At 35.6% G+C, this 21,497-nt stretch carries 21 protein-coding genes and 2 tRNA genes; 7 read left to right on the top strand and 16 right to left on the bottom strand.

What is annotated here, in order from left to right:
• On the bottom strand, positions 1-433 hold a 433-nt coding region (locus H5T45_04700), incomplete at its 3' end, for a hypothetical protein (protein MBC7129013.1).
• A gap of 76 nt (positions 434-509) precedes the next feature.
• Between H5T45_04700 and H5T45_04695 the strand changes: the two genes are divergently transcribed.
• Together H5T45_04695 and H5T45_04690 are read left to right on the top strand one after the other, a co-directional pair.
• Positions 510-1,988 carry a 2,3-bisphosphoglycerate-independent phosphoglycerate mutase gene (locus H5T45_04695; protein MBC7129012.1) on the top strand — a complete coding sequence of 493 codons (1,479 nt, stop codon included), beginning with the start codon at positions 510-512 and terminating at the stop codon, positions 1,986-1,988.
• A gap of 13 nt (positions 1,989-2,001) precedes the next feature.
• The gene (locus H5T45_04690; protein ID MBC7129011.1) at positions 2,002-2,454 is read left to right on the top strand and encodes a hypothetical protein; all 453 of its coding nucleotides are present in this window, start codon (positions 2,002-2,004) and stop codon (positions 2,452-2,454) included.
• 2 nt (positions 2,455-2,456) lie between these two features.
• Here H5T45_04690 and H5T45_04685 read toward each other — a convergent pair whose 3' ends face one another.
• The 5 genes from H5T45_04685 to H5T45_04665 form a co-directional block, all read right to left on the bottom strand.
• On the bottom strand, positions 2,457-3,248 hold the full coding sequence (locus H5T45_04685) for a ZIP family metal transporter (GenBank protein MBC7129010.1): 792 nt from the start codon (positions 3,246-3,248) through the stop codon (positions 2,457-2,459).
• A gap of 53 nt (positions 3,249-3,301) precedes the next feature.
• Positions 3,302-3,748, bottom strand: a complete 447-nt coding sequence (locus H5T45_04680) for a Mut7-C RNAse domain-containing protein (protein MBC7129009.1) — start codon at positions 3,746-3,748, stop codon at positions 3,302-3,304.
• Complete coding sequence (locus H5T45_04675; protein ID MBC7129008.1) at positions 3,745-4,704, bottom strand: transglutaminase family protein; 960 nt, start codon at positions 4,702-4,704, stop codon at positions 3,745-3,747. Before H5T45_04675 ends, H5T45_04680 begins: the two co-directional genes overlap by 4 nt.
• Position 4,705: 1 nt before the next feature.
• Positions 4,706-6,070: a hypothetical protein gene (locus H5T45_04670; protein ID MBC7129007.1), complete on the bottom strand. Its 1,365-nt coding sequence runs from the start codon at positions 6,068-6,070 to the stop codon at positions 4,706-4,708.
• A gap of 72 nt (positions 6,071-6,142) precedes the next feature.
• Positions 6,143-7,597, bottom strand: a complete 1,455-nt coding sequence (locus H5T45_04665; GenBank protein MBC7129006.1) for a serine--tRNA ligase — start codon at positions 7,595-7,597, stop codon at positions 6,143-6,145.
• A gap of 46 nt (positions 7,598-7,643) precedes the next feature.
• On the opposite strand from H5T45_04665, the gene H5T45_04660 reads away from it, so the two are divergent.
• Positions 7,644-8,297: a phosphoribosylglycinamide formyltransferase gene (locus H5T45_04660; GenBank protein ID MBC7129005.1), complete on the top strand. Its 654-nt coding sequence runs from the start codon at positions 7,644-7,646 to the stop codon at positions 8,295-8,297.
• 1 nt (position 8,298) lies between these two features.
• Here H5T45_04660 and H5T45_04655 read toward each other — a convergent pair.
• Positions 8,299-8,371 (bottom strand) — tRNA-Gly (locus H5T45_04655).
• A gap of 69 nt (positions 8,372-8,440) precedes the next feature.
• Here H5T45_04655 and H5T45_04650 point away from each other — a divergent pair.
• Together H5T45_04650 and H5T45_04645 are read left to right on the top strand one after the other, a co-directional pair.
• Entirely contained in the window at positions 8,441-9,832 is a 1,392-nt protein-coding gene (locus tag H5T45_04650) for a hypothetical protein (protein MBC7129004.1), read from the top strand.
• Complete coding sequence (locus tag H5T45_04645; GenBank protein MBC7129003.1) at positions 9,829-10,869, top strand: M42 family metallopeptidase; 1,041 nt, start codon at positions 9,829-9,831, stop codon at positions 10,867-10,869. Before H5T45_04650 ends, H5T45_04645 begins: the two co-directional genes overlap by 4 nt.
• Here H5T45_04645 and H5T45_04640 read toward each other — a convergent pair.
• Positions 10,849-11,871 carry a class I SAM-dependent methyltransferase family protein gene (locus H5T45_04640; protein ID MBC7129002.1) on the bottom strand — a complete coding sequence of 341 codons (1,023 nt, stop codon included), beginning with the start codon at positions 11,869-11,871 and terminating at the stop codon, positions 10,849-10,851. The two genes, H5T45_04645 and H5T45_04640, sit on opposite strands and share 21 nt — an antisense overlap.
• Here H5T45_04640 and H5T45_04635 point away from each other — a divergent pair.
• Entirely contained in the window at positions 11,858-12,673 is an 816-nt protein-coding gene (locus H5T45_04635) for a diphthine synthase (GenBank protein MBC7129001.1), read from the top strand. The genes H5T45_04640 and H5T45_04635 overlap by 14 nt on opposite strands.
• Here H5T45_04635 and H5T45_04630 read toward each other — a convergent pair.
• The 7 genes from H5T45_04630 to H5T45_04600 all read right to left on the bottom strand — a co-directional run bounded on the left by H5T45_04630 (position 12,631) and on the right by H5T45_04600 (position 20,230).
• A complete protein-coding gene (locus H5T45_04630; protein ID MBC7129000.1) occupies positions 12,631-16,317 on the bottom strand; it encodes a PPC domain-containing protein in 3,687 nt (1,228 codons plus the stop codon). The genes H5T45_04635 and H5T45_04630 overlap by 43 nt on opposite strands.
• A 34-nt stretch (positions 16,318-16,351) precedes the next feature.
• On the bottom strand, positions 16,352-16,990 hold the full coding sequence (locus H5T45_04625) for a hypothetical protein (protein MBC7128999.1): 639 nt from the start codon (positions 16,988-16,990) through the stop codon (positions 16,352-16,354).
• A 39-nt stretch (positions 16,991-17,029) separates the two neighbouring features.
• Positions 17,030-17,114, bottom strand: a tRNA-Leu gene (locus H5T45_04620).
• Between the two features lie 28 nt (positions 17,115-17,142).
• Complete coding sequence (locus tag H5T45_04615) at positions 17,143-17,523, bottom strand: hypothetical protein (protein ID MBC7128998.1); 381 nt, start codon at positions 17,521-17,523, stop codon at positions 17,143-17,145.
• Between the two features lie 196 nt (positions 17,524-17,719).
• On the bottom strand, positions 17,720-19,141 hold the full coding sequence (locus H5T45_04610; protein ID MBC7128997.1) for an Ig-like domain-containing protein: 1,422 nt from the start codon (positions 19,139-19,141) through the stop codon (positions 17,720-17,722).
• Between the two features lie 11 nt (positions 19,142-19,152).
• Entirely contained in the window at positions 19,153-19,959 is an 807-nt protein-coding gene (locus H5T45_04605; GenBank protein MBC7128996.1) for a hypothetical protein, read from the bottom strand.
• A gap of 13 nt (positions 19,960-19,972) precedes the next feature.
• Complete coding sequence (locus H5T45_04600; GenBank protein ID MBC7128995.1) at positions 19,973-20,230, bottom strand: hypothetical protein; 258 nt, start codon at positions 20,228-20,230, stop codon at positions 19,973-19,975.
• A gap of 132 nt (positions 20,231-20,362) precedes the next feature.
• Here H5T45_04600 and H5T45_04595 point away from each other — a divergent pair, with 132 nt between their 5' ends.
• Positions 20,363-20,839 (top strand): rhodanese-like domain-containing protein, encoded by a 477-nt coding sequence (locus H5T45_04595; protein MBC7128994.1) that lies wholly within the window; start codon positions 20,363-20,365, stop codon positions 20,837-20,839.
• Here the strand turns inward: H5T45_04595 and H5T45_04590 are convergent.
• On the bottom strand, positions 20,823-21,299 hold the full coding sequence (locus tag H5T45_04590) for a hypothetical protein (protein ID MBC7128993.1): 477 nt from the start codon (positions 21,297-21,299) through the stop codon (positions 20,823-20,825). The two genes, H5T45_04595 and H5T45_04590, sit on opposite strands and share 17 nt — an antisense overlap.
• Positions 21,300-21,497: the final 198 nt, after the last annotated feature.

The raw sequence follows: 21,497 nt of genomic DNA, 5'->3' as shown, positions 1-21,497 counted from the left end.
AGCTACTGTATCCTTCGCTTTTCTTATTTTTACCTAGGATTTTTGAAATGAGTAGAGAGATTATATCTTTAAGAGAAGATTTGCCAAGGATACGAATTTTATTTAAAATAGAATTATCTGAATTAATCCTTAAATTATTTTCATTAACTGAATTTTTATTACTATCTACATTGTTATTTTCATTATTTGAATTTTCATAAGAAAATGTCTTTTTTCCAACATATATTGAAACACTTACTATCTTTCCTTTAATAGGCGGAGTAAACGATTGGGCAAAACTTTTGTAACCATATATTTTAACAAATCCACCACTTGTATCTTCTTGAGAAACATCTTCATCTCCAGAAATAATTTTTGCATTAGAAATTGTTGAAATAAAAGGAGAAATAGTTAATAGCAATACTACAACAATACTGCATGTTTTTCTCCTCATAGTCTTAAATAAAATTTTTTTATATAAAGGTTTTGCCCTCCCAAAATTTTTATTTATGTAAAGTATAAAGAAAAGAATGATTTTGCTCGCCATACTTGATGGATGGGGTCATAGCAACAGGAAAATAGGGAATGCAATTTATTATGCAAGAAAGCCAAATTTTGCCAGATATTGGAAAAATTTTTCTAAAACATTGCTTGGGGCAAGTGGCGAAAGCGTTGGCTTGCCATCTTGGCTTGCTGGAAATTCTGAAGTGGGGCATATAAATATAGGGGCGGGAAGAATAGTTGAGCAAGAGTCGCTTAAAATTCTTAGAAGCATAAAAGATGGAAGTTTTTTTGAAAACAGGGTTTTGAATGAAGCGATGGAAAAAGCAAAGAATAGCAGACTTCATTTAATTGGTTTAATAGGGGATGGAGGAGTGCATTCAATGATGGAGCATTTATACGCCCTTCTTGAAATGGCAAAAATAAAGCAAGTAAAGGAAGTATTTATACACTGTTTTCTGGATGGAAGAGATACACCTCCAAAGAGTGCGATGGGTTATATAAAGCAATTAGAAGATAAAATATGTGAAATTGGTGTTGGCAAGATAGCAAGCTTAATTGGTAGATATTTTGCAATGGACCGTGACAAAAGATGGGATAGAATAAAAAAGGCATATGACATGCTTGTTAAGGGGAGGAGAAGAAAAGCAAAAGATGCCGAAGAAGGAATAAGAATAGCATACATGCAAGGAGAAACAGATGAATTTATAAGCCCAACAGTAATAGATGAGGAAGGAAGAATAAGAAATGGAGATGTTGTAATCTTCTTTAATTTTCGTGCTGACAGAGCTAGGCAACTAACTGAGGCTTTTACAAAAAATGATTTTAATGCATTTCCACGCCCGCCATTAAAAGTTCATTTTGTAACCCTCACAAGATATGATGCATCTTTTACTGTTCCTTTTGCTTTTGAAACAGAAAATATAAGAAATACGCTTGGGGAGATAATTTCCTTAAATGGGTTAAAGCAAATCAGGATTGCTGAAACAGAAAAATATGCCCATGTTACCTATTTTTTTAATGGAGGAAGGGAGGAGCCATTCAAAGGGGAGGAAAGAATTCTTGTTCCTTCCCCAAAAGTTGCAACATATGATATGAAGCCAGAGATGAGTGCTTATGAAATAACAGAGGTTGCATTAAAGAGCATAGAAAAAAAATATGATTTGATTGTTATAAATTATGCAAATCCAGATATGGTAGGCCATACTGGCTGCTGGCAGGCAACATTAAAAGCAATTGAAGTAGTAGATGAATGCATTGGAAAAATAGTTGATGCGGCGCTGAGGAGAAAAGGAATTGCAATAATAACAGCTGACCATGGAAATGCTGAAGAAATGTTTAATGGAAATGAAATCAAGACATCTCATACAAAAAATCCTGTTCCATTTATTGTTGCTGGAATGGATTTAAAATTAAGGGAAGGAGTCCTTGGAAATATAGCACCAACAATTCTTGAAATAATGGGATTGGAAAAGCCAAAAGAAATGAGTAAAAGTTTAATAATTTGATTTATTTAAATCTATGAAAAAAATCATATGCCTGTTTATCTTCCTTGCATTAATGGGCTGTTTAAAAAGTGAAAAAGAGGTGGAAAAAGAAACAGCAGAAGGATTTGAAGTGCTGAGCGTATTTTTCAGTGAAACAGAAGACTATAACACAGTTCTTCTTAACATGAAGGTAAAATGGGTTGGCAAGGAGAAGGGAGCGCCCAGATGCGACATATATTTTCCTCCGCAGGAAAGGCTTGAAATGGGAATAGGACCAATTGAAAACGGGCCATCGATTGTTGAACCATTATATCAGGAGGGAAGCGAGGTAAAAACAGCCATTCTTAAGGAATTTATTGCAAGGAGTTTTTATCCAGATTATATTGCCCCTGAATTTGGAAAAAGTTATTATGCGCAAATAAAATTTTACTGGCCTTCATTAAATGAGACATACGAATGGCAAGGAAATGTTGGATGGAGTGAGTGATTTCAGCCAAATGCAACATCCAGAAACATCATGATAGCAAATCCAAGCAGAGCAGAAATTGTAGCAATATCAGCACTTCCATCTCTCTGCGATTCTGGAATAATTTCTTCAATAACAACAAAAATCATTGCTCCCGCAGCAAAAGCAAGTGCATAGGGGAGAATTGATTTGAAAATAAAAACTGCGAATGCTCCCAAAACTGCAAAAATTGGCTCAACAACTGCGGAAAGCTGTCCATACCAGAAACTTCTGAGAGAAGAAAATCCCTCCCCTTTCAATGGCATAGAAACTGCCATTCCTTCTGGAAAATTCTGCAATCCAATGCCAATTGCTAAGGTAACTGCTCCTGAAAAAGGTGCTCCCTGCGAAATTGCTCCGAAAGCAACACCAATTGCAAGCCCCTCAGGAATATTATGTAGAGTTATTGCAAGAATAAGCAATGTTGTTTTATGCCAGCTTGTTTTTATACCCTCTGCTTCATCTATCTCCAAACCCAGATGAAGATGGGGAAGAATTTTATCAATAGCCAAGAGAAATATGCTCCCGATCAAGAAACCAGATAAAGGAGGAAACCATTGAAAATTTTTTCCTTCCATCATTTCAACAGAAGGTGCAAGCAATGACCAAAAGCTTGCGGAAATCATTACACCCGCAGCAAATCCAAGCATGCTTTTCATTAATTTTCTATTCATTTCCTTTACAACAAAAACAATCAATGCCCCAAGTGCGGTCAAGCCCCATGTGAAGCAACCCGCAATAAATGCCTGCATTACTGGATTAAAATTTTGAATCATAACATGAAACAAAAAACTTAATTTAAGTTTTTCAAATGAAAGGATGCAATATTTTACTTAATTTTCTCCATCTTTTCCTTCATGTTTTTCCAGTGTGTGCCCGCCCAGTAGATGCGCCCGCATTTCTTGCATATCCAGAATTCTTCAAAATTTTCAAAAACATTTTCTGGAACTTTTCCCTTTACCTTTTCCTTTTCAATTTCTTCTATTTCAACATTGCAGATTATACATCTAGAAAGAAAATTTTCTTCATTTTTAGTTATTTCAAATGCCTCAACTACTTTCCTTATCTGGCCATCCAAATCTTTCTCCTCTATGTAAAGAGAATTTTTGAATTTTTTTGCAAGTTTTTTATCTCTTGTAAGCAGAATTCTATCTTCTTTTATTGCATTTTCAACTATTTTTTCGTCCTCAACATTTTTTAAATATAAAACATCATAACCCATTACACGCAGCCATTTCGCAAGCCTTCCGAGCATTTCATCGCACAAAAATTTCATTTAAATACTATATTTGGACATTTTTCAAGGGTTATTTTTGGTATCTTTGCCTTATATTTTTCTCTTATCATTCTGTCATAATTCTCTTCTCCCATCTCTTTTAATATCTTTTCTCCCCTCCTCCTTTCTCTTTCCAGACTTTCATTTACCTTCTGCGCTTCCTTTGGACCAAGAATTTTAACAAAGAAATCCCAGCCGATGCCAACCCCATAAGGTAAGCCTTCCAAATAAACTTCCGTATCCTTCACTGGATAATTCCATATCCCGGTTGGCTCATCTCCAAGCCTTGCAAGGGGAATTCCCATCGCTGCCTCATCTTCTGGAGTAAATGTTGGATCCGCTACCACCCATTTGCCATCAATCATAACCTGCGCAGTTCCATGAAGCATAAAAGTTCCAAAAGCATCATACCATCCCTTAACAATTGGCGAGACTTCAACCATCGCCTTATACATCGGCTCTATCAGCGCAAGTGTATATAAATGGTATCTCGCCTTCAGCCCGCCCGCCCTGCACAGGGCGGCAAAAAGGGAAAGCTGATGAACGCATGTTCCACAGCCATTTTTAAGTGTTTCAACAACATCCGTCATTGGAACAAAGCTGAGTTTTATATTCCTTTTTACAAAATTGAACACGCTTTCCGCATATTCCCAATCATCTTTTTGGAAAGCTCCAAGATTGTTTGCCATTGCAATTATTTCTTTCGCACGGCTGTTACAAAAATGAGTGGGGCGGAGATATCTTTCATTCGAATTGCAGAATTTCATTCCTTCCCTATACTCTGGTATCTCATAACTTGGCTTGTTTTTAAACCAGGTGACTTTTTCTCCCTTATGCTGCTGTATTACAAGGCGCGGATGTTTTGCCATTGTTATTAAAAGAGCGGGCATTGTGCGGACTACATTTTTGAACATTCTCCATGGCATTATATATCCTTTTTCTATCCAGCTTAACATATTACTCAAACATCAATTTTCTCATTTCTTCAGCACATCCTCTTATTTCCTCTCCCTTTATTCTTTCTATTTCTGGCTCAAGCACCGGGCTATTTCGCCCGCATGCCGGGCATGTTTCATGTATTTTAACTTTATCACCAGTTACCATGAAGCCGGGATAGCTTAATGCAAGCCCATCAAGAAATGCAAATCTTCCCTCCTCACCATATCCTACTTCTTCACCATTTTCATCTAAAACCATTGGATGAATATAAGTGTTGGGTATATGCAAATAATGAGCTTCGGGGCAATGAACCATGAAAGCATTTGCTTCAACCATTCCATATAAATCAACGCAGTTTTCTTGAGGGATGCCAAAAAGATGCTCCACCCTTTCCCTGAAATCTTTAACAGGCATTCTCTTATCTTCATATATTTTCCATCCGCCTCCAGTGAGAACCGCCCCATTTTCCCCGAAATCAAAACTTTCCCCTCTTTCAATCATTTCTTCCATTACCATGTGAAGAATAAATGGGGCGCCGACAAATCCAATCCTTGCTTTTTCCCTATTTTTTTCTTCAGCCCAAGAAATTATCTCTTCAACCATTTTTTTATTCATTTTTTTACTCGCTTTTCTTGCTAACTTACTCATCATTTTTTCTTTAAAAGTAAAAGCTACTCCCATGGATATTCTAAGGAGTTGAGTTGTTATTTTTCTATCTATTGCAACCCTAACATCTTTAATCAAATCAAATAGCACATTTGTTACTTTCCCTACATAAATATTTGTTTTCTTTGGATTGGGGAATAATAGATAAGCACCTGCATCATATTCATACCAACTGCTTAGCATCTCTGTTGCACATCTTGCAATTGCATATTGTCCCATCCTATATGTTTTTTCATCTCTTGGAATAAATGTAAATTTTCCAGTTGTTCCACTGCTGTAGCAAACTGTCACGCCCGCTTCTTGAAATGCTTCAATTACATCATCATATGAAGGATTTTTGCCCTTTATAACCACTTTCGGAACCTCGCTTGACATTAAATTTGCGAGCCATATTGCAAATTCTCTCCCGTTAGGGTAATCTTTGAAGAATTTATGAGTAATTAATGGTATTTTTTTAAAATCTTCAATATTTTTTATATCATCTGGCGTTACATTTTTTTCCTTGCAAAGGCTTCTATAAAATTTATTATTTTCGTAGTGATGCTTAAAAACATATTTTATTGCATTAAATCTATAATCATCAGCCTTCTCTTTAGGCATATCATACATGCTCTGTGGTTCATAAACTGCTCTTTCTGGAGGAATTAATATTTTTTCTGGTAAATAATTTTTTAATATACCATCGACTTTCCTTTTGATATCTTTGGCCTCTAGCATTGAAAAATATAAATGCAGAAAATAAAATAATTTTTTTAAATAAAAATTTAATTCAGTTAAATTTTAATTAAACTAAAGAAACTTTGGCATTTCCGGCAAATTTGGAAGATATTTTCTAAATCCATTTGGCCATTTCTCTGCATCAATTCCTTTTTGGGCAAGAAATGCAACTGTCCATCTTTCGAGACCAATGCCAGAGCAACCACTCCATAGCTCACTTTTCTGTGCTTTTATATTGAATGCTTTTACATATTTTTCTCCAACTATGGAAACATTCTGAATTTCAAGCCAGTCCTTGTCTCTGCCTCCTCTATAAGGCAAATATGCCTCAAAATCTATCGTCCCCTTTATTTCATCCTCCTCGCTCGCAGTTATGCCCGCCTGTTGTAAGTAAAAAGGGGTTACTCTTGCCATTCTCCACTCCAAATCAAGTACTCTGTCGAATACATACCTGTATTTTTCTACGAGTTTTTCTCTAACTTCAAGAAGCTGTTCTTTTGTTCCAATATATACAATCTCTATCCTATGGAATTCATCAACTCTTTCAATGCCATGCTTTCCACCAGCCTCGTATCTGTCAGAGGGAGTGGAGTGGTCAAATATAAGTAATGGCAAGCTTTCCTCAGCAATTGTTTTTCCAGCCATGGAAGCATAAATATTTGGGCACTGGGCATAGCATACCCCTTCCTTAGGAGCTTTTAAATTTTTAAGCAACTCGTTTTCATCCACCTTCCTCTTTATTTTTAGTAAATCAACAAATTTTTCCCATTCTCCCTGCTCCCTGCTCTTTGGCTCGCTTATATAATATATCTCCCCTGGCATACCTTCAAGATGCCCTGTTCTTATCCATGTATCAAATGAAACATGCATCGGCTGGATTATCTCCAAAAAACCAAGAGGGACAATTACTTCATTTATTGCAATCCTTTCCATCGCCCGCATGATTGCCGCCGCAGGTGGAAAATAAAACCATTTTCCTTTTCCCATCAATTTTATCCATCCTAACCTAAGCATTTCTTCGGAAGGATCTTTATTCCATATTTCTCTTTTTTCCCTGCTCTGCCATATTAGATTCCAGTATTCCTTCTTTCCCTCATAATATTGTGCATCCACCTTTTCCTTTATTCTTTTTATTATCCTGTCAGCGTAATTTTCCCTTAAAAATTCCTCCTCTTTATCCAAAATAATCAATTTTGCTTTTTTATCTTTTATTTCAACATCAGCAAATGGAATTGATACGCTCTTTAACGGCTCCTTATCTAATTCAAATTCAATTTCATATCTATCAAGATGCAAATCCCTTATTCCAATTTTCATTTTTCCAAGGAATTCTTCAAGCTTTTTTGCTATTCTCAAAGCCCACTCATGACTCCTCCTCTTTTCTGAAATTATTCTCAGAAAGATTTTATTTTCCTTTGTCTCCCATTCCATTTCTGCATCAATTGATATGCTGTTGAAGAAAGAAGTTAGCTCTTCTTTTTTTATTTCCCTGCTGAGGGTTATGCTACATTTCAAATCAAATTTCATTGAATTGAAATACAAAGATATTTAAAATTTATTTTGTTTTATTTTCATGCTTCCGCTGGCTGTACTTGCTTCTGGAAGAGGAACAAATCTTCAAGCGATAATAGATGCGTGTAATAAAAAAATGATAAATGCAAGGGTGGAAATTGTGATAAGTGATAATGAGCATGCTTTTGCTCTTGAAAGAGCAAGAAAAAATGGAATAGATGCAATATATATTGATGCAAAGGACAAGGAGAAGCACGAAAAAGAAATCAATACCATACTTGAAGAAAAAAATGTTGGGCTTGTTGTTGGCGCTGGATATATGCGTGTTCTTTCGCCGTGGTTTATCAATAAATGGAAATATAAAATAATAAATATACATCCTTCCCTGCTTCCTTCCTTCAAGGGAATAGATGCCCAGAAGCAAGCTTTGGATTATGGAGTTAAAATAGCTGGATGCACAACCCATTTCATGGATGAATTGCCAGATCACGGCCCAATAATTTTGCAAGCTGCAATAAAAGTAAGAGATAATGACACAAGAGATATACTCGCAGAAAGAATTTTAAAAATTGAGCATCAAATCTTGCCAAGAAGCATAGATTTATTTGAGAAGAAAAGATTAATTATAGAGGGAAGAAAAGTAAAAATACTTCCAGGCGACACATGGCTGGATAAATACAGCTATCCAGATGTTTTTTACTCAGATGGATATTAAATGCGGGCGCCGGGATTCGAACCCGGGCATTGAGCTTGGAAGGCTCATATCCTAACCAGCTAGATCACGCCCGCTTGATGTAAAAACAAAGGATGTTTTAAAATTTTTTGCAATAGCTTATATATCGGGTATGTTTTATTTTCATGAAATTTATCCCAATTTTAATAACTTTTCTTGTTCTTGCGCCTCCCTGGTTTTCTGGTGGCGGGAGCGATGGGAAAGGATGGGAAATAGAAACAATTGATATGCAGGGAGATATAGGAATGGATACGAGCATATGTATCTACAAAGATGAGGTTTTTATTTCTTATTATGATATTGAAAGCAAAAATTTAAAGGTTGCATCCTTTGTTGATAGAAAGTGGGGTATAGAAATTGTTGATGCATCCGCTGATGTTGGGGCGTATTCTTCAATTGCTGTTGATTCAAACGGATGCCTTCATCTGGTTTATTATGATGCAACAAATGAAAATCTTAAATATGCAAAAAAGGATGGTTCATGGAAGATTGATGTGCTTGATTCTGGAGGTGTGGGAAAATATCCATCAATTGCTATATCAGAAGATGCTGTGCATATAACCTATTACGATGAAAAAAACGACAATTTGAATTATGCAAGAATTTATGGAGAGGAAAAAAGCACGGAGGTTGTTGATTATTCTGCTGGAATTTATTCTTCAATTGCTGTCGATTCAAACGAAAATCCTCATATAAGCTATGGAAGTGTTAGAGGAAAACTATTTTATGCTTTTTTAAAAGATGGTAAATGGATTATAGAAGAGATTGACAAAAATGCAATAATATGGGAATCAACTTCAATTACAATAGATAAAAATTCAAACCCACATATATGCTATTACGATATCTCAAGAGATGATGCCTGGTTTTTAAAACACGCATATTTTGATGGAAGAAAATGGAGAATAGAAATTATTGACCCTGATTTAATAGGATTTTATAATTCAAAGGGCGCATCAATTGCAATAGATGATTTTGGAAGAATTCATGTTGCATATTTTGGATGGAAGGGATGGGACTTAAAATACGCATATTTTGATGGTGAATGGCATATAGAGAAAGTTGATGAAGAGGGGGATGTTGGAGCATATCCATCAATTGCAATTGACTCAAAAGGTTATCCTCACATAAGCTATATTGACAGAAGCAATCTTGATTTAAAATATGCAAAAAAGATAAATTATGGGCCAGATAAGCCAGAGAAACCATCTGGAAGAATTTTTGCAATAACAGGAAGAGAATATCTTTATGAAACAATTTCAAGAGATTTTGATGGGGATAAAATAAGATATGGATGGGACTGGAATAATGATGATAAAGTTGATGAATGGACAAAATTTTATGAATCAGGAAGTAAAATTAAAACAATTCATTTTTGGGATAAACCTGGAATTTATAAAATAAAAGTTATTGCTCAGGATGAAAATGGTTATTTAAGCAACTGGTCAGAAGAAAGAAGAGTATATGTTATTAAATCAATGCAAATTTTAAATATTCTTAAAAAATATGCCTCATGAACGAGCTTATAAAAAAACTGTGTAATGCTCACGGCATTTCTGGATATGAAGATGAGATAAGGGAAATTGTTAAAAGTGAATTGGAAAATTTTGTTGACAGAATAGAAGTAGATAATTTAGGAAATATAATTGCTTTCAGGGATGGAGAAGAGCCCAGCATAATGCTTGCAGCCCATATGGATGAAATTGGATTGATGGTAAAAAGCATAAGTGAAGATGGCTTCATAAAATTTTTAAAAATTGGAGGCTGGTTTGACCAGAGTTTGATAAACAGAAGAGTTGTAATTCATGGAGAAAAAGGGAAAAGGTATGGAGTAATTGGCTGCAAGCCCCCTCATTTAATGAAGGAAGAGGAAAAAAAGAAGGCAATTTTGGCTGAAGACATGTTTATAGATATGGGAGCAAAAAGCAGGGAGGAAGTGGAAAAGGAAGGAATAAAAATTGGAAGCCCAATTACACTTGATGTTGAAATGAAGGAATTAATAAACAGCAGAATAACTGGAAAAGCAATTGATGATAGAATAGGATTAGCGATGATGATTGAAGCTGTTAAAAGAATAAAAAGCAATTCAAAAATATACGCAGTAGGAACAGTTCAGGAAGAAGTAGGGCTTAAAGGAGCTAAAACCTCTGCTTATAGAGTTTCCCCCTCTGTTGCGATAGTTTGCGAGGTAGCAAATGCAAAAGATTACCCTGGCCTGGACGAAAAGGAAAAAAGCATAAAAGTAGATGGAGGAGCGGTAATAACTGTTGTTGATGCTGGCGGGCGCGGTTTGATTGTGCAGAAGCGCGTGCTAAGATGGCTTGAAGAGACGGCAAAAAAGGAAGGGATAAAATATCAGCTTGAAGTTAGCGACGGCGGCACAACAGATGCAACAGCCATCCATTTAACTAAGGAAGGAATTCCGTGCGGGGTTGTGAGCGTGCCGACAAGATATATGCATTCTGGAGTGGAAATGATTAGTATGAATGACTTTGAAGAATGTGTTAAACTTGTTTCCAAAGCGATTGACAACTTAAAATTTTTTTATGAATAACTCCATCCCAACTTTATATTTTGAAGGTGAGTAATTTCCTATAATGCGGATATTCTTAATTTCAGCATCATAACCTTCTTGCCTTATTTTTTCTTTTATTTCTTCAATCCTTTCCTCAACTTTTTTTCTTTCGATTATTTCATAAAAGTGTAGTATTTTTCCTTTCTCAACTGCAAGGGGCAAAAACTCAAAGCTTTTATGAGGAAGATTCATTATTATATGGTCAGCAAATGGCAGGGATGGCAAAACATGCCTTGCATCTCCTTCAATTATCTCGATATTTTTTATTTTATTTAAAAGAATATTTTCCCTTGCATATTTCACTGCATGCGTATTTTTATCTATTGCAAAAATTTTTTCCGCCTTAGAAAATTTTGCTATCAATAAGCTAAAAGGAGCAACGCCAGCAAACATATCAATTACTATCTCATTTTCTCTAACCATTTTTGCAATTCTCATTCTTTCATTTGCAAGGCGAGGGGAGAAATAAACCTTTGATATATCAAGCTTGATTTTTATTCCATATTCATTATGAATTGTTTCTGTTCTTCTTTCTCCTGCAACAAATTCAATATCTCTAAGCCTGCATTCATCATAAACCCCTCTGTCATAAAAAACAGATTTAATATGCTTATTTGATGAAATTATTGCATCAGCAATCTCTTTCAAATTTTCTTCATCTCCCCTTAAAATTGCTATATCCCCTATTATATCAATTGAAAGAGGACTTCTTATTCCTTTTGAAGCCAAAATATCTTTATAACTCTCTCTTTTTATATACTCAAAATCTTTTTCGCATATAATGCAATTTTCAATTTCAATTTCTTCTCTGACTGGAAAATAAACATATCTTTCATCTCTTATAACTTTAAATTCCTTTGAAATTAAATTTTTTTCAATAAGCTTTTTCCTTATCTCTTCAGCTTTATTTTTTGGAACTCCAATACAAATATGCTTCACATATATAAATCCCTCAATATATACATTTATGCTTTCTTTCATTGGCTTGGGATTATGGGATGAAAAGGACATAACATTGAAAGGGCTTGAAGAAGCAAGAAAATGCGACAAAATTTTCGCAGAATTTTATACAAGCAAAATGGGCGTTGAAATAGAAAAAATAGAAGCACTCATAGGAAAAAAAGTTCATGTTTTGAGCAGGCAGGAAGTAGAAGATGGAAGAATTTTAATAGAGGAAGCAAAAAAGCATCGCGTCGCTTTTCTTGTGCCAGGCGACCCCATGGAGGCGACAACACATGTTGAACTTAGGATAAGGGCAATTGAAGAAGGAATTGAGACAAAAATTATTCATGGAGTTAGCATTATATCTGCTTCTGCAAGCTTTGCTGGTTTGCAGGCTTACAAGTTTGGAAGGGTAATAAGCATAGCTAAGCCATCCAAGGGTTATTTCCCTCTCTCTCCATATGAAAATCTCGTGGAAAACATTAAGGCGGGATTGCATTCATTGTTACTGCTTGATATTGGCATGAGAGTAAATGAGGCAATGGAAATAATTCTTGAAATGGAAAGAATAAAGAAGGAAAAAATTATTGATGAAAATTCTTTAATTGTTGTTATTGCAAGAATCTCATCGCAAGATGCAATTGCAAGAGCGGGAAAAATAAAGGACTTAATAAATGAAGATTTTGGCAAGCCACCTCATTCAATAATTGTTCCTGGAAAAATGCATTTTATGGAAGCAAAAGCATTAATAAAAATAGCAAATGCTCCAGAAAAAATAATAAAAGAAAGGGGAAAAGATTATGGCGCTACTGGTGTTGGTTCAACCCATTCTGGGCTGTAGCATATAAGAGTTGGGTCACCGAATATTACCTGAACATTTGTAACTTGTAAGGATGAAGATCCATACATTGCGAAGTCATCACCTGTTGTATAGTCGCGCTGATGCAGATATATGTATGTAGATAATGCTTCTCCTATTGGTTTTCCTTCAACCATGAAATCATGTATCCACCAGTCATCAAGCAAGTCTTCCTGTGGGCATAATCCAGTGCCAGCATTTCCATACCATAGTGCTGCTCCATGCTCAAGGTATATATCTGGACCAAAATGCTGGCCAGTTGTGCATGACATCCACAAATCTATTTCACTGTGCAAGTTCTGGAATAGCTGGTCAACCCACTTGAAGTGAATTATGTCATAGAGATTTGGTTCTTTTGGATTATACCATGTAAATCCTCCCCATCTTGGATCCTTTGTCTGGGTATCATCATACATGTATCCACGCCATCCGTCCCACCATGTGAAATCCTTCAAATGCTCATATCTTGGCTCTGCAAGCGGAAAGTCTTCAGCCCAATTGCGAGGCTGTGCTGAAATTCCGCTTCCTCCTGTTCCATGGCCAGAATAATAGCAAACACTTGCTCCTGTATTGTATCTTTCAAGTAGATTTTCCCATAAGCAGTGTCCTTCATAGAATCTTCCATGTGAGCTGAAAGATTTCTTTAACTCACGGGATGAAAATACTGAGTATGATTTTCCATCATTTGTTCTCCATGTATTTCCATCTGGGAAGTTCATTAATTGAGAAGTTGTCACATCTCTTCCTGGATTTGCATAAATTATTGCTGGATATAGTATATCTCTGCATATTAGTGCTGTTTGCATTGCTGGTGTATCAAATATTATTTGTCCAGCATATGAATTGTTTCCTGTCATTGCAACTATTACAAGATGGCGTATGTCATCTTCTCTATCCGCAACAAATAGATAAGCTTCCTTTCCTGGTAAATCCAGACCATAATCTGCTGTCAGGTTGTATATTCCATCATGTATTGCGGTAAACCATCTCTTCTCCAAATCAAAGCCAGGACTTGGAATGTTTCCTCCTAACAAATCTTTCAGGAAGTCAGACCAATCAAATGGCTCGCTCATCGATGGCAGATGGCCTTGGGCTCTGCAGCCGTGATACCAGCCACCGCCATATGTGCGCCAGGTTGTTGCCTTATCAAGGATATCATATGCTTCTGCTGCCTCGCCGATGCTCAAAACAGGTGAGCCATGATATGCTGCAATCATTCCCGCTGGAGCAAAGTAGCCATTTAGTGTGCCAAATGAAGTAATTGTTATGAAATTCTCCGATTTTTCATCTTTCTTTATTGCATCAACTACTTCTTTCAGCGTTTTATATTCTGTAACACTTCCTGGTAGGCTAACTGAGCTAACCTCCCCAATATTTACGAATATTATGTTTGATACACCAAGTTTTGTTAATGCGTCTGTTGTTTCTGTTGGTATGCTATCTTCTTTTACATATAACAAGGGCGCATGCTTCAGTGACGCAATCACAGCAGCATTCGCAGCAGATAAGCCAGCATTAACTCTCTTTGGATTGTGCTGCCTAATTTCTATCTTTATATGATATGGTATTGAATCGCTTGTCTTCTCCTGGCCATATGGATAGTGAGGAGCAACAATTGCTGTCCATTTACCTGTCATCGGATAATGGGCTTCCACGGTATGCTCGGTGCTGTATGTTGGCTCCCACCTGCGCCATTGCTCAAATCCTATGCCTGGCCAGTGCCCGGCATTCCATGTATGGATTGGATTTATTGGTCCTCCATTCCAGTGTGGCACAGAAGGATCTCTTATATTTGCATATGGGTCAACGAGGAATACTTCTAAATAGCTTGGGCTATCGGTGGTTACTGTAACCTTTATACTGCAATCTGTTGTTGAAATTGGTATTGTATATCTATCCCCACTATAAACAGTTACTTCAAGTGTCCAGTCACCAGAATTTGACCCAACATATGGAATCCATAATCCAGGAACTGAAACAGGGAAGTATATATTTGTATTATCTCCTCTTGCGTCATATGGATGTGGCCAGTCCTCTTCTGTTCCTGGTTCATATCTTGGGGTTATTACCCCTACAGCTGGCGAATCACTGCCATGAGTATAAACAGTCATAACTCCCCAGCTTTTGTCAAGGAACATTGGCAATGCCTGCTTTCCTCCCAGATCCTTAAGTTTTGAACTTCCCTTTGGAGCAGTTATTTGCTTTGTTTTAACCACAAGTGTTGCATCCTTATCAACTACTGTATTAACCTCATCCTCAAATTCGCTTCCATCAACCGCAATAACTGCTGTGCTTGAACTTGTCCATTTTGTTGTTGCTATTTCAGCCGCTGCCTTAACTGGATCCGCATTCAATACATATTCTGTTGCTGTCATTCCATGTCTTGCAAGATATGTATTCCAATCATCAAGTAAGTATTGAGTTGTATCATCAACTGTTCCAAACCAGTGAGTTTGCTTATTTACTCCTCTATAAACTATTGGAGAAACATATCTCTTTCCATCTTTAACATAGTTTGCAGCTGGTATCGCAGCTATATATGCATACTCATCTTTATTACTATTTGGATCATCATTCACAACAAAAGTTTGCGCAACAGGAATTATCTCTGGCTGTGGTATGGGACCAGGTGGAGGAGATGCGCTTACTCCAACAGTCAATGTTAATTTATATACTCCAGAGCCATATAGGAAGTAATTTTCTGGCCATTTGCTTTTATCCCATCCTGGGAACATATCTATTTTTATATACCATGTTCCGCTTTTATCCACGGGATATTCAAGAGTATCATCTCCATAATATTGAGCGCTATAAACCCAATTTCCACTTGGGTCATATAAATGTATATCAAAATCTGATTTCTGCATCGGACTTATTTCAACTTTTATTCCCTGTCCAGCACTTACATCAAAGCTATACCAGTCCTCCCAGTCATTCATATCCATATAGCCATTATATGTGCCAGGAGTTATTTTTGTTGCCTGAGAAATGCTGTTTCCCGCATCCTTGCCCGTGCCAGCGTCATTCTGCCCTTCTATTTTAACATCAAATGTATAACCGCCAGCGCTTGCCCCACTCCCTGCATATATGCGAATTCCCCATAACCCAGTGGTATCTGCAGTAAATTCAATGCTTTCAGCAGCATTCCCTGCATTTGCAGAAGTTGCAACAGCGCTTCCATCCGGTTTTGAAAGCTGTAAGTCAAAATTTGAAGTTGGGTTAAGTGTAACCTTTATCTTCTGTTTTTCACATACAGAGAAGGAATACCAATCCTCATTATCCCTCCCTGGCTCGAGTTGCCCGCTGAATTTTCTCCCAGGTGCTAAATCTCTAACCTCTCCAGGATATATTGGCAATGCTCTCTTGAATTCGTTTCCTGTATCAACATTATAACCAGCATCATCTCCTTCAGCAAGCAAAAGGGTTTCTTCGCTATCATCTCTTATGTAGCTGTCAAGAAGGTAGCCCTCTACTTTTTCATTTCCAGATATATCTGTTGTCTTTATTTTTTCCTGCAATTTTGTTATTGGTTTGCTCTGTTGGGTTTGCATTGTTATTCCAAAGCTTATCGCAGATATTGCTAATAACACCACAATTCCTACCGCTATTTTCGCTTTTCCTTTCATTTTTCAGCCTCCAATACAATAATTAAAAACATCTTTATATTTGTTTCGCTTCAGAAGGCAGAATTTTTTTAATTTTTCTGCTCAATTCAACTATTTTTTCTATATTATTGTAGTTCAAGGATGCGCTCACTATGCTATCAATGAGTTTTGGTGGATTAGGAGAGCGAAATACATTTGATGAAACAATAATTGCATCCGCTCCCGTCTGAAAAAGAAAGGCAACATCGGCGGGAGATGCTATTTCAAGAGCGACAAAAAGCAGAGCTTTCAATTTCTTTTCTTTTCCCTCTTTTATAAGCCATAAAACATCTTCAAGGGCTCCAAAATCAGTTCTCAGTATTTTTGCTCCTTCCTCTATTCTATCAACTGCCTCTTCTATGCTATTAATCTTACACATAAAAGGAATTGAAAAATCCTTCTTTTTTATATATTCCATATCACCTGACTCGCTTTCATCTATTATATCCACTCCTATTTTTTCAAGAATTTTTGCCTCAATAAAGTGTCCGACCCTACAGCTTGCAATTAATGGAATTGAAACAGCTTCTTTTATTTCCTCCATCACTTCAACATCAAAATTCCTGATAAAAACTCCATGAGCAATCTTATCTACCTCAATAGCCTGTTTTACATCCTCTACCTCCACTATAATGCCTTTCTCTATATTTTCCATCGGATAGAAAATTTTGGTTATATAAAAACTTAGCGAAAATGCAGGGGGAGGGATTTGAACCCCCGAAGGACTTCACCACAGGATCTTAAGTCCTGCGCCGTTGGCCTGGCTTGGCTACCCCTGCACAAGAAAAATAAATTTGATATAAATAATTATTTGGTAAAATGAAATTCATATCTGTAGGGCATTTCTCCTTTACCGGCTTTATATCCGCAAATTTTGCATCTATATCCAACAACAATTTTTTCTCCAAGCAATGACAAATTTTTTATTTTTTCAACCGACCCGCCGCAAACAGGGCATTTTAAAATTTTTTTGTTCGATTTTTTATTTTTTGTTGATATTTTTACAAAACCCGAGCGGGCTATCATATTTCTTGCTCTTCCAGTGCTTATTTTATAATTTTCATCAATTTTTTTCAATTCATTCAAAATTTTGTTCCTGAAATCTTTTAATGAATTAAAGCCTTTCTCCTTTTTAATTGCATTGAAAATTGCTCTTCTTATTTCCTCTTCTTTTGGAAGCTTATACATTGCTTATAAATTTTTTATCCATTTATAAACCCTTGCAGAGATTTTCCGCAAATTTCGTAAGGAGATAGGAAATGAAATGATATTGATCATCTGAAAAAATTATTAAGAATATTTCTCTATGATGCAGAAAATATGGGAAGATAATAATCCTTTTAGATAGAATGAAGCTACTTAACCTTTGATTTTGAGGAAAAAATTATATCAACTTTATTATTCTCATATCTTTTCTGACTCCAACTACTCCTTCAGCATCTCCATAATATAATCCAGCTGTTAATGTTATCCATCCATGAAGCGGAATATCAACAGTCCATTGATATGGAGGTGAATACAAAATTTTCACTGGCTCATAGGTATATTCTCTAATCCTATCAATATAAAATTCAATTCTTTTTATAATTGCATTTGATGGATTATAAACCTCTGCTTCTATTGTTATTTTTCCTATAACAAAAGTATAATCATATGGCATTATTTCTCTATCAAAAATATAAAGATAATTTTCTTTTGGTCTTGTAATGTTTATTTCTGGAGGGGCATAATCAGCGCATTTTATCATTACACCCTTTCCTCTTTGAGGGCCTCTTTTTCCATATTGTCCAAATATTAAATAACTCTTATTCTCTATAAGTAGTCTATATCCAAAATCATCATCTCTTCCTCCAAAATTTTTATACCATATAGGGTATCCCGTATCTTTATCCACTTTTAGCAACAATATATCAAATCCTCCAATATTTTTTATTTGCCAGTAGCCAACTGCAGTATATCCATCTTCTACTTCACCAATATCTTTAAAGAAAATAGATCCTCCCAAATAATTGTTATACCATATTATATTTCCTTCCTTATCTATTTTTAATAAAAACGAGCCTAGCTCTCCCCATCCTCCAATAAGGTAGCCATCTTCTATCTTAATTATTGTTGCATCTCCTTCATATGCTCCTCTGGAATATGTTTTATTCCATATTTCATTTCCATTCTCATCTACTTTAACCAAACCTATCCTGCCATTAGAATAGCATAGGCCCAATAGAAGATATCCATCTTCTATTTCAAGCGCATCGCATCCTTCTCCCCATTCTTTTCCTTTCTCAAAAAATGTTCTATTCCATATTTCATTTCCTTCCTCATCTACTTTTAAGACCCAAAATATGTCAGCTTGCTCACCCACTAATAAAAATCCTCCCCTTACCTTTATAACTCTTCCTCCAAATTCTGCAACTCCTTTCTTTCCATATGTTTTCCTCCATAATAAATCCCCGCTTTTATCTGTTTTAATAAGGAAAAGGTCATTATCTACTCTTTCTGCATATCCTCCGATAGCAAATCCGTCTTCCAATTCAACTATCGTGGCAGGAAGCTCACGATTTCCTGAAGAAACGCATTTTTCCCATATCAAATTTCCTCTTTTATCTAATTTAGTAAGCCATATATCTGATCCAGTAAGAATCATATATCCATCCTCTAATTTAATTACATCCATATCTATATATATCGAAGGTAATTCAAATTTTACATTCCATTCATCATCGTTTATATTCTTGATATTTAGAGAAGAAGATAAAATAACTGATGGAAGAATTAAAGCAATTGAAGCAATTAATATTTTTTTCATGTTTTTTCTATTCATATTTTATTTATAAATTTTTGCTGCAATTCTAAATCTATTAGGCCATCTATTGGGTATGTTTCATTATTTGATGTTTTGAAGTAGTATCCTTCATTTATTTTTTCTATGCTGGTCACATTATATGCATAAACTGTTTGGCTTGAATAAATTATCTTTAGATTTACTGGTTCAAATGGCTTGGATAAATCAGGATTAAGATTGGTGCTGGTGCTCTTATCAGTGCTGTTATAATAAATTTTAACATAGGGGCTATTATATATTTCCCATGGCCATACAAATCCTGTTGTAGGATCATTATCGAGATCTATATCCTTATCTGTTGCATGGTACCATGCTGCCCATACTAACTCACTGCATCCGTATCCATAGTCAAGCGTTTTTGCAAGAGATAAATCAGCCATAACTTGTTCTACTGTAAATTCATCGCACTGCTTCCTATCTACTATCCATGGAGAAACATAATCAAATGGTCTTGTATTATTTGGAATAACAAATCCATCTCTAACTAATGGCCATTGAGCAACTGATCTATTTTGTGCCCATTCTACTGCCTTGTCTCTAGTAGTATTATACGCTGGTTCGCCATTTCTCCATACTTCACCATAGCAATAAAAAGTTGCTTTAAAAACATCTCCAAAACCATCTTCTTCTACATTTCCATATTTAGTGTTTCCCTTATATGATTCATTATGAATTCTATAAACAAATTCTTGAAGAGTTGGAGGAAGAGTTTTATTATTTATAAAATAGATATAAGCCATAAGTTTGTATGTAATGTTTTCTACTTTGCTCCAATTTTCCATATGGGGATCTGCTTCAACAATTTTTCCATTCCCTATATACAATGCAGTATGGTCTACTTTGCCAGCTAAAAGCGGAATAATACCCCCATGTCTCAAATATTATGTCTCCATGAGTCTTTGGATAACTACGGTTAGACGAGGTAAAATTTTCTATATCTTCTGCAAGAGATGGTTCGCTATTCTCACTGCTTTCATATTGAGCATTTTGTCCTTTTATAAATGGTATTGCCAATAAAATCGCTATTAATAAGCTAACAATTTTTCCTTTCATTTTTATCACCAATATGTAATCCTGTTTTTTTTTTTATATTGCTTACGGTTAGCAAAATTGATCCAGCAGAACAATGAAAAATATCCCGAAGAATATTGCAGAAAAATTTTATATTCTTTTTTGTTTAATACCATGAAGAAGTTAGCTATATTAGTTGCATTTCTTATATTGGCAAACTTTCATATAAATGAAACAAAAAGCGAAAAAATAGATGCCAGCGGAAAAGTTGAAATTTTTAACATCACTGTCAGCCAAGCATGGGATATGCTCAATAGCGATGAAGATGGAATACAGCATCCCGTAGATGTAAGATATTTCAATGAATACTTCAGTGAGAGGATAGCAACTCCCCATATCTACGATAAACCTTTACTATTTACACTGCAGTGGATGGAAAGCCCCTATCTGCTGAATATTTTCAAAACCATTTTTAAAGGAAAGGAAATAATATTATACTGCAGAAGTGGAAATAGAAGCTATATAGCGGGAAAAATGCTTGAAGAAGTGGGTTTTGAAGGGAAAATATACAATATGCTCGGCGGAATTGTTGAATGGAAAAATCAGGGTTTGCCAACGGTAAAGGGTTTTGGTTTCAAACTTGGAATATAACAACAACTATTGCGGAGCCGGCGCCGATTATATCGCCCGGCTGTTTTGTTAAACTCGGCGAGATGAAAAAGCCGATTGGCCAGATTAAAGCAACACCTATCTGGCTGAAATTATAAATTTCTTCCCCAGCAAGAGTGTAAAGGTGGGTATAGCCATCTGTGTAATACCATATACTGATTATTGATGAAAGAACTGCAAACTGATAGCTCGGCGGGAATGCATATCCATGTCCCTTTGTTATCATCAGACAAAAAAGCTTTATTGCTCCTGTACTATTTTCATTGAGCCCATACTCCTGCAATTTTTCTATAATAGTTTTTCCTCCTGGATAATTGCTGAGATAAATTTTAAACTCAGAGAATGTTATTTCATTTCCTTTTTCAATGCTTCTCTCTTTTCTTCCTTCAATTATTGGAAAAATCAGCAAACAGACAATCACAATAACAACAAATTTTTTCATGATATCAAATCAATTTTTATTTTTAAACTTATTGCTCACGACAGTATTTCCGAATGTTGTGTTAGATTTTGATTTTTGCAATCAAATTTTTTGCAAAAAAAATAAAAAATTTTTTATCAATTTAATTTAATTGTTCTGAAAACAAAAAATCAAAAAATAATTTCTTCTCTATAAAAATATTAGCGAAATATAGTCATA

The sequence above is a fragment of the Thermoplasmatales archaeon genome (assembly GCA_014361245.1).
Taxonomy (GTDB): domain Archaea; phylum Thermoplasmatota; class E2; order UBA202; family JdFR-43; genus JACIWB01.
Note: the sequence above shows the minus strand (reverse complement) of the source record. Positions and strands in the feature narration are given on the sequence as shown.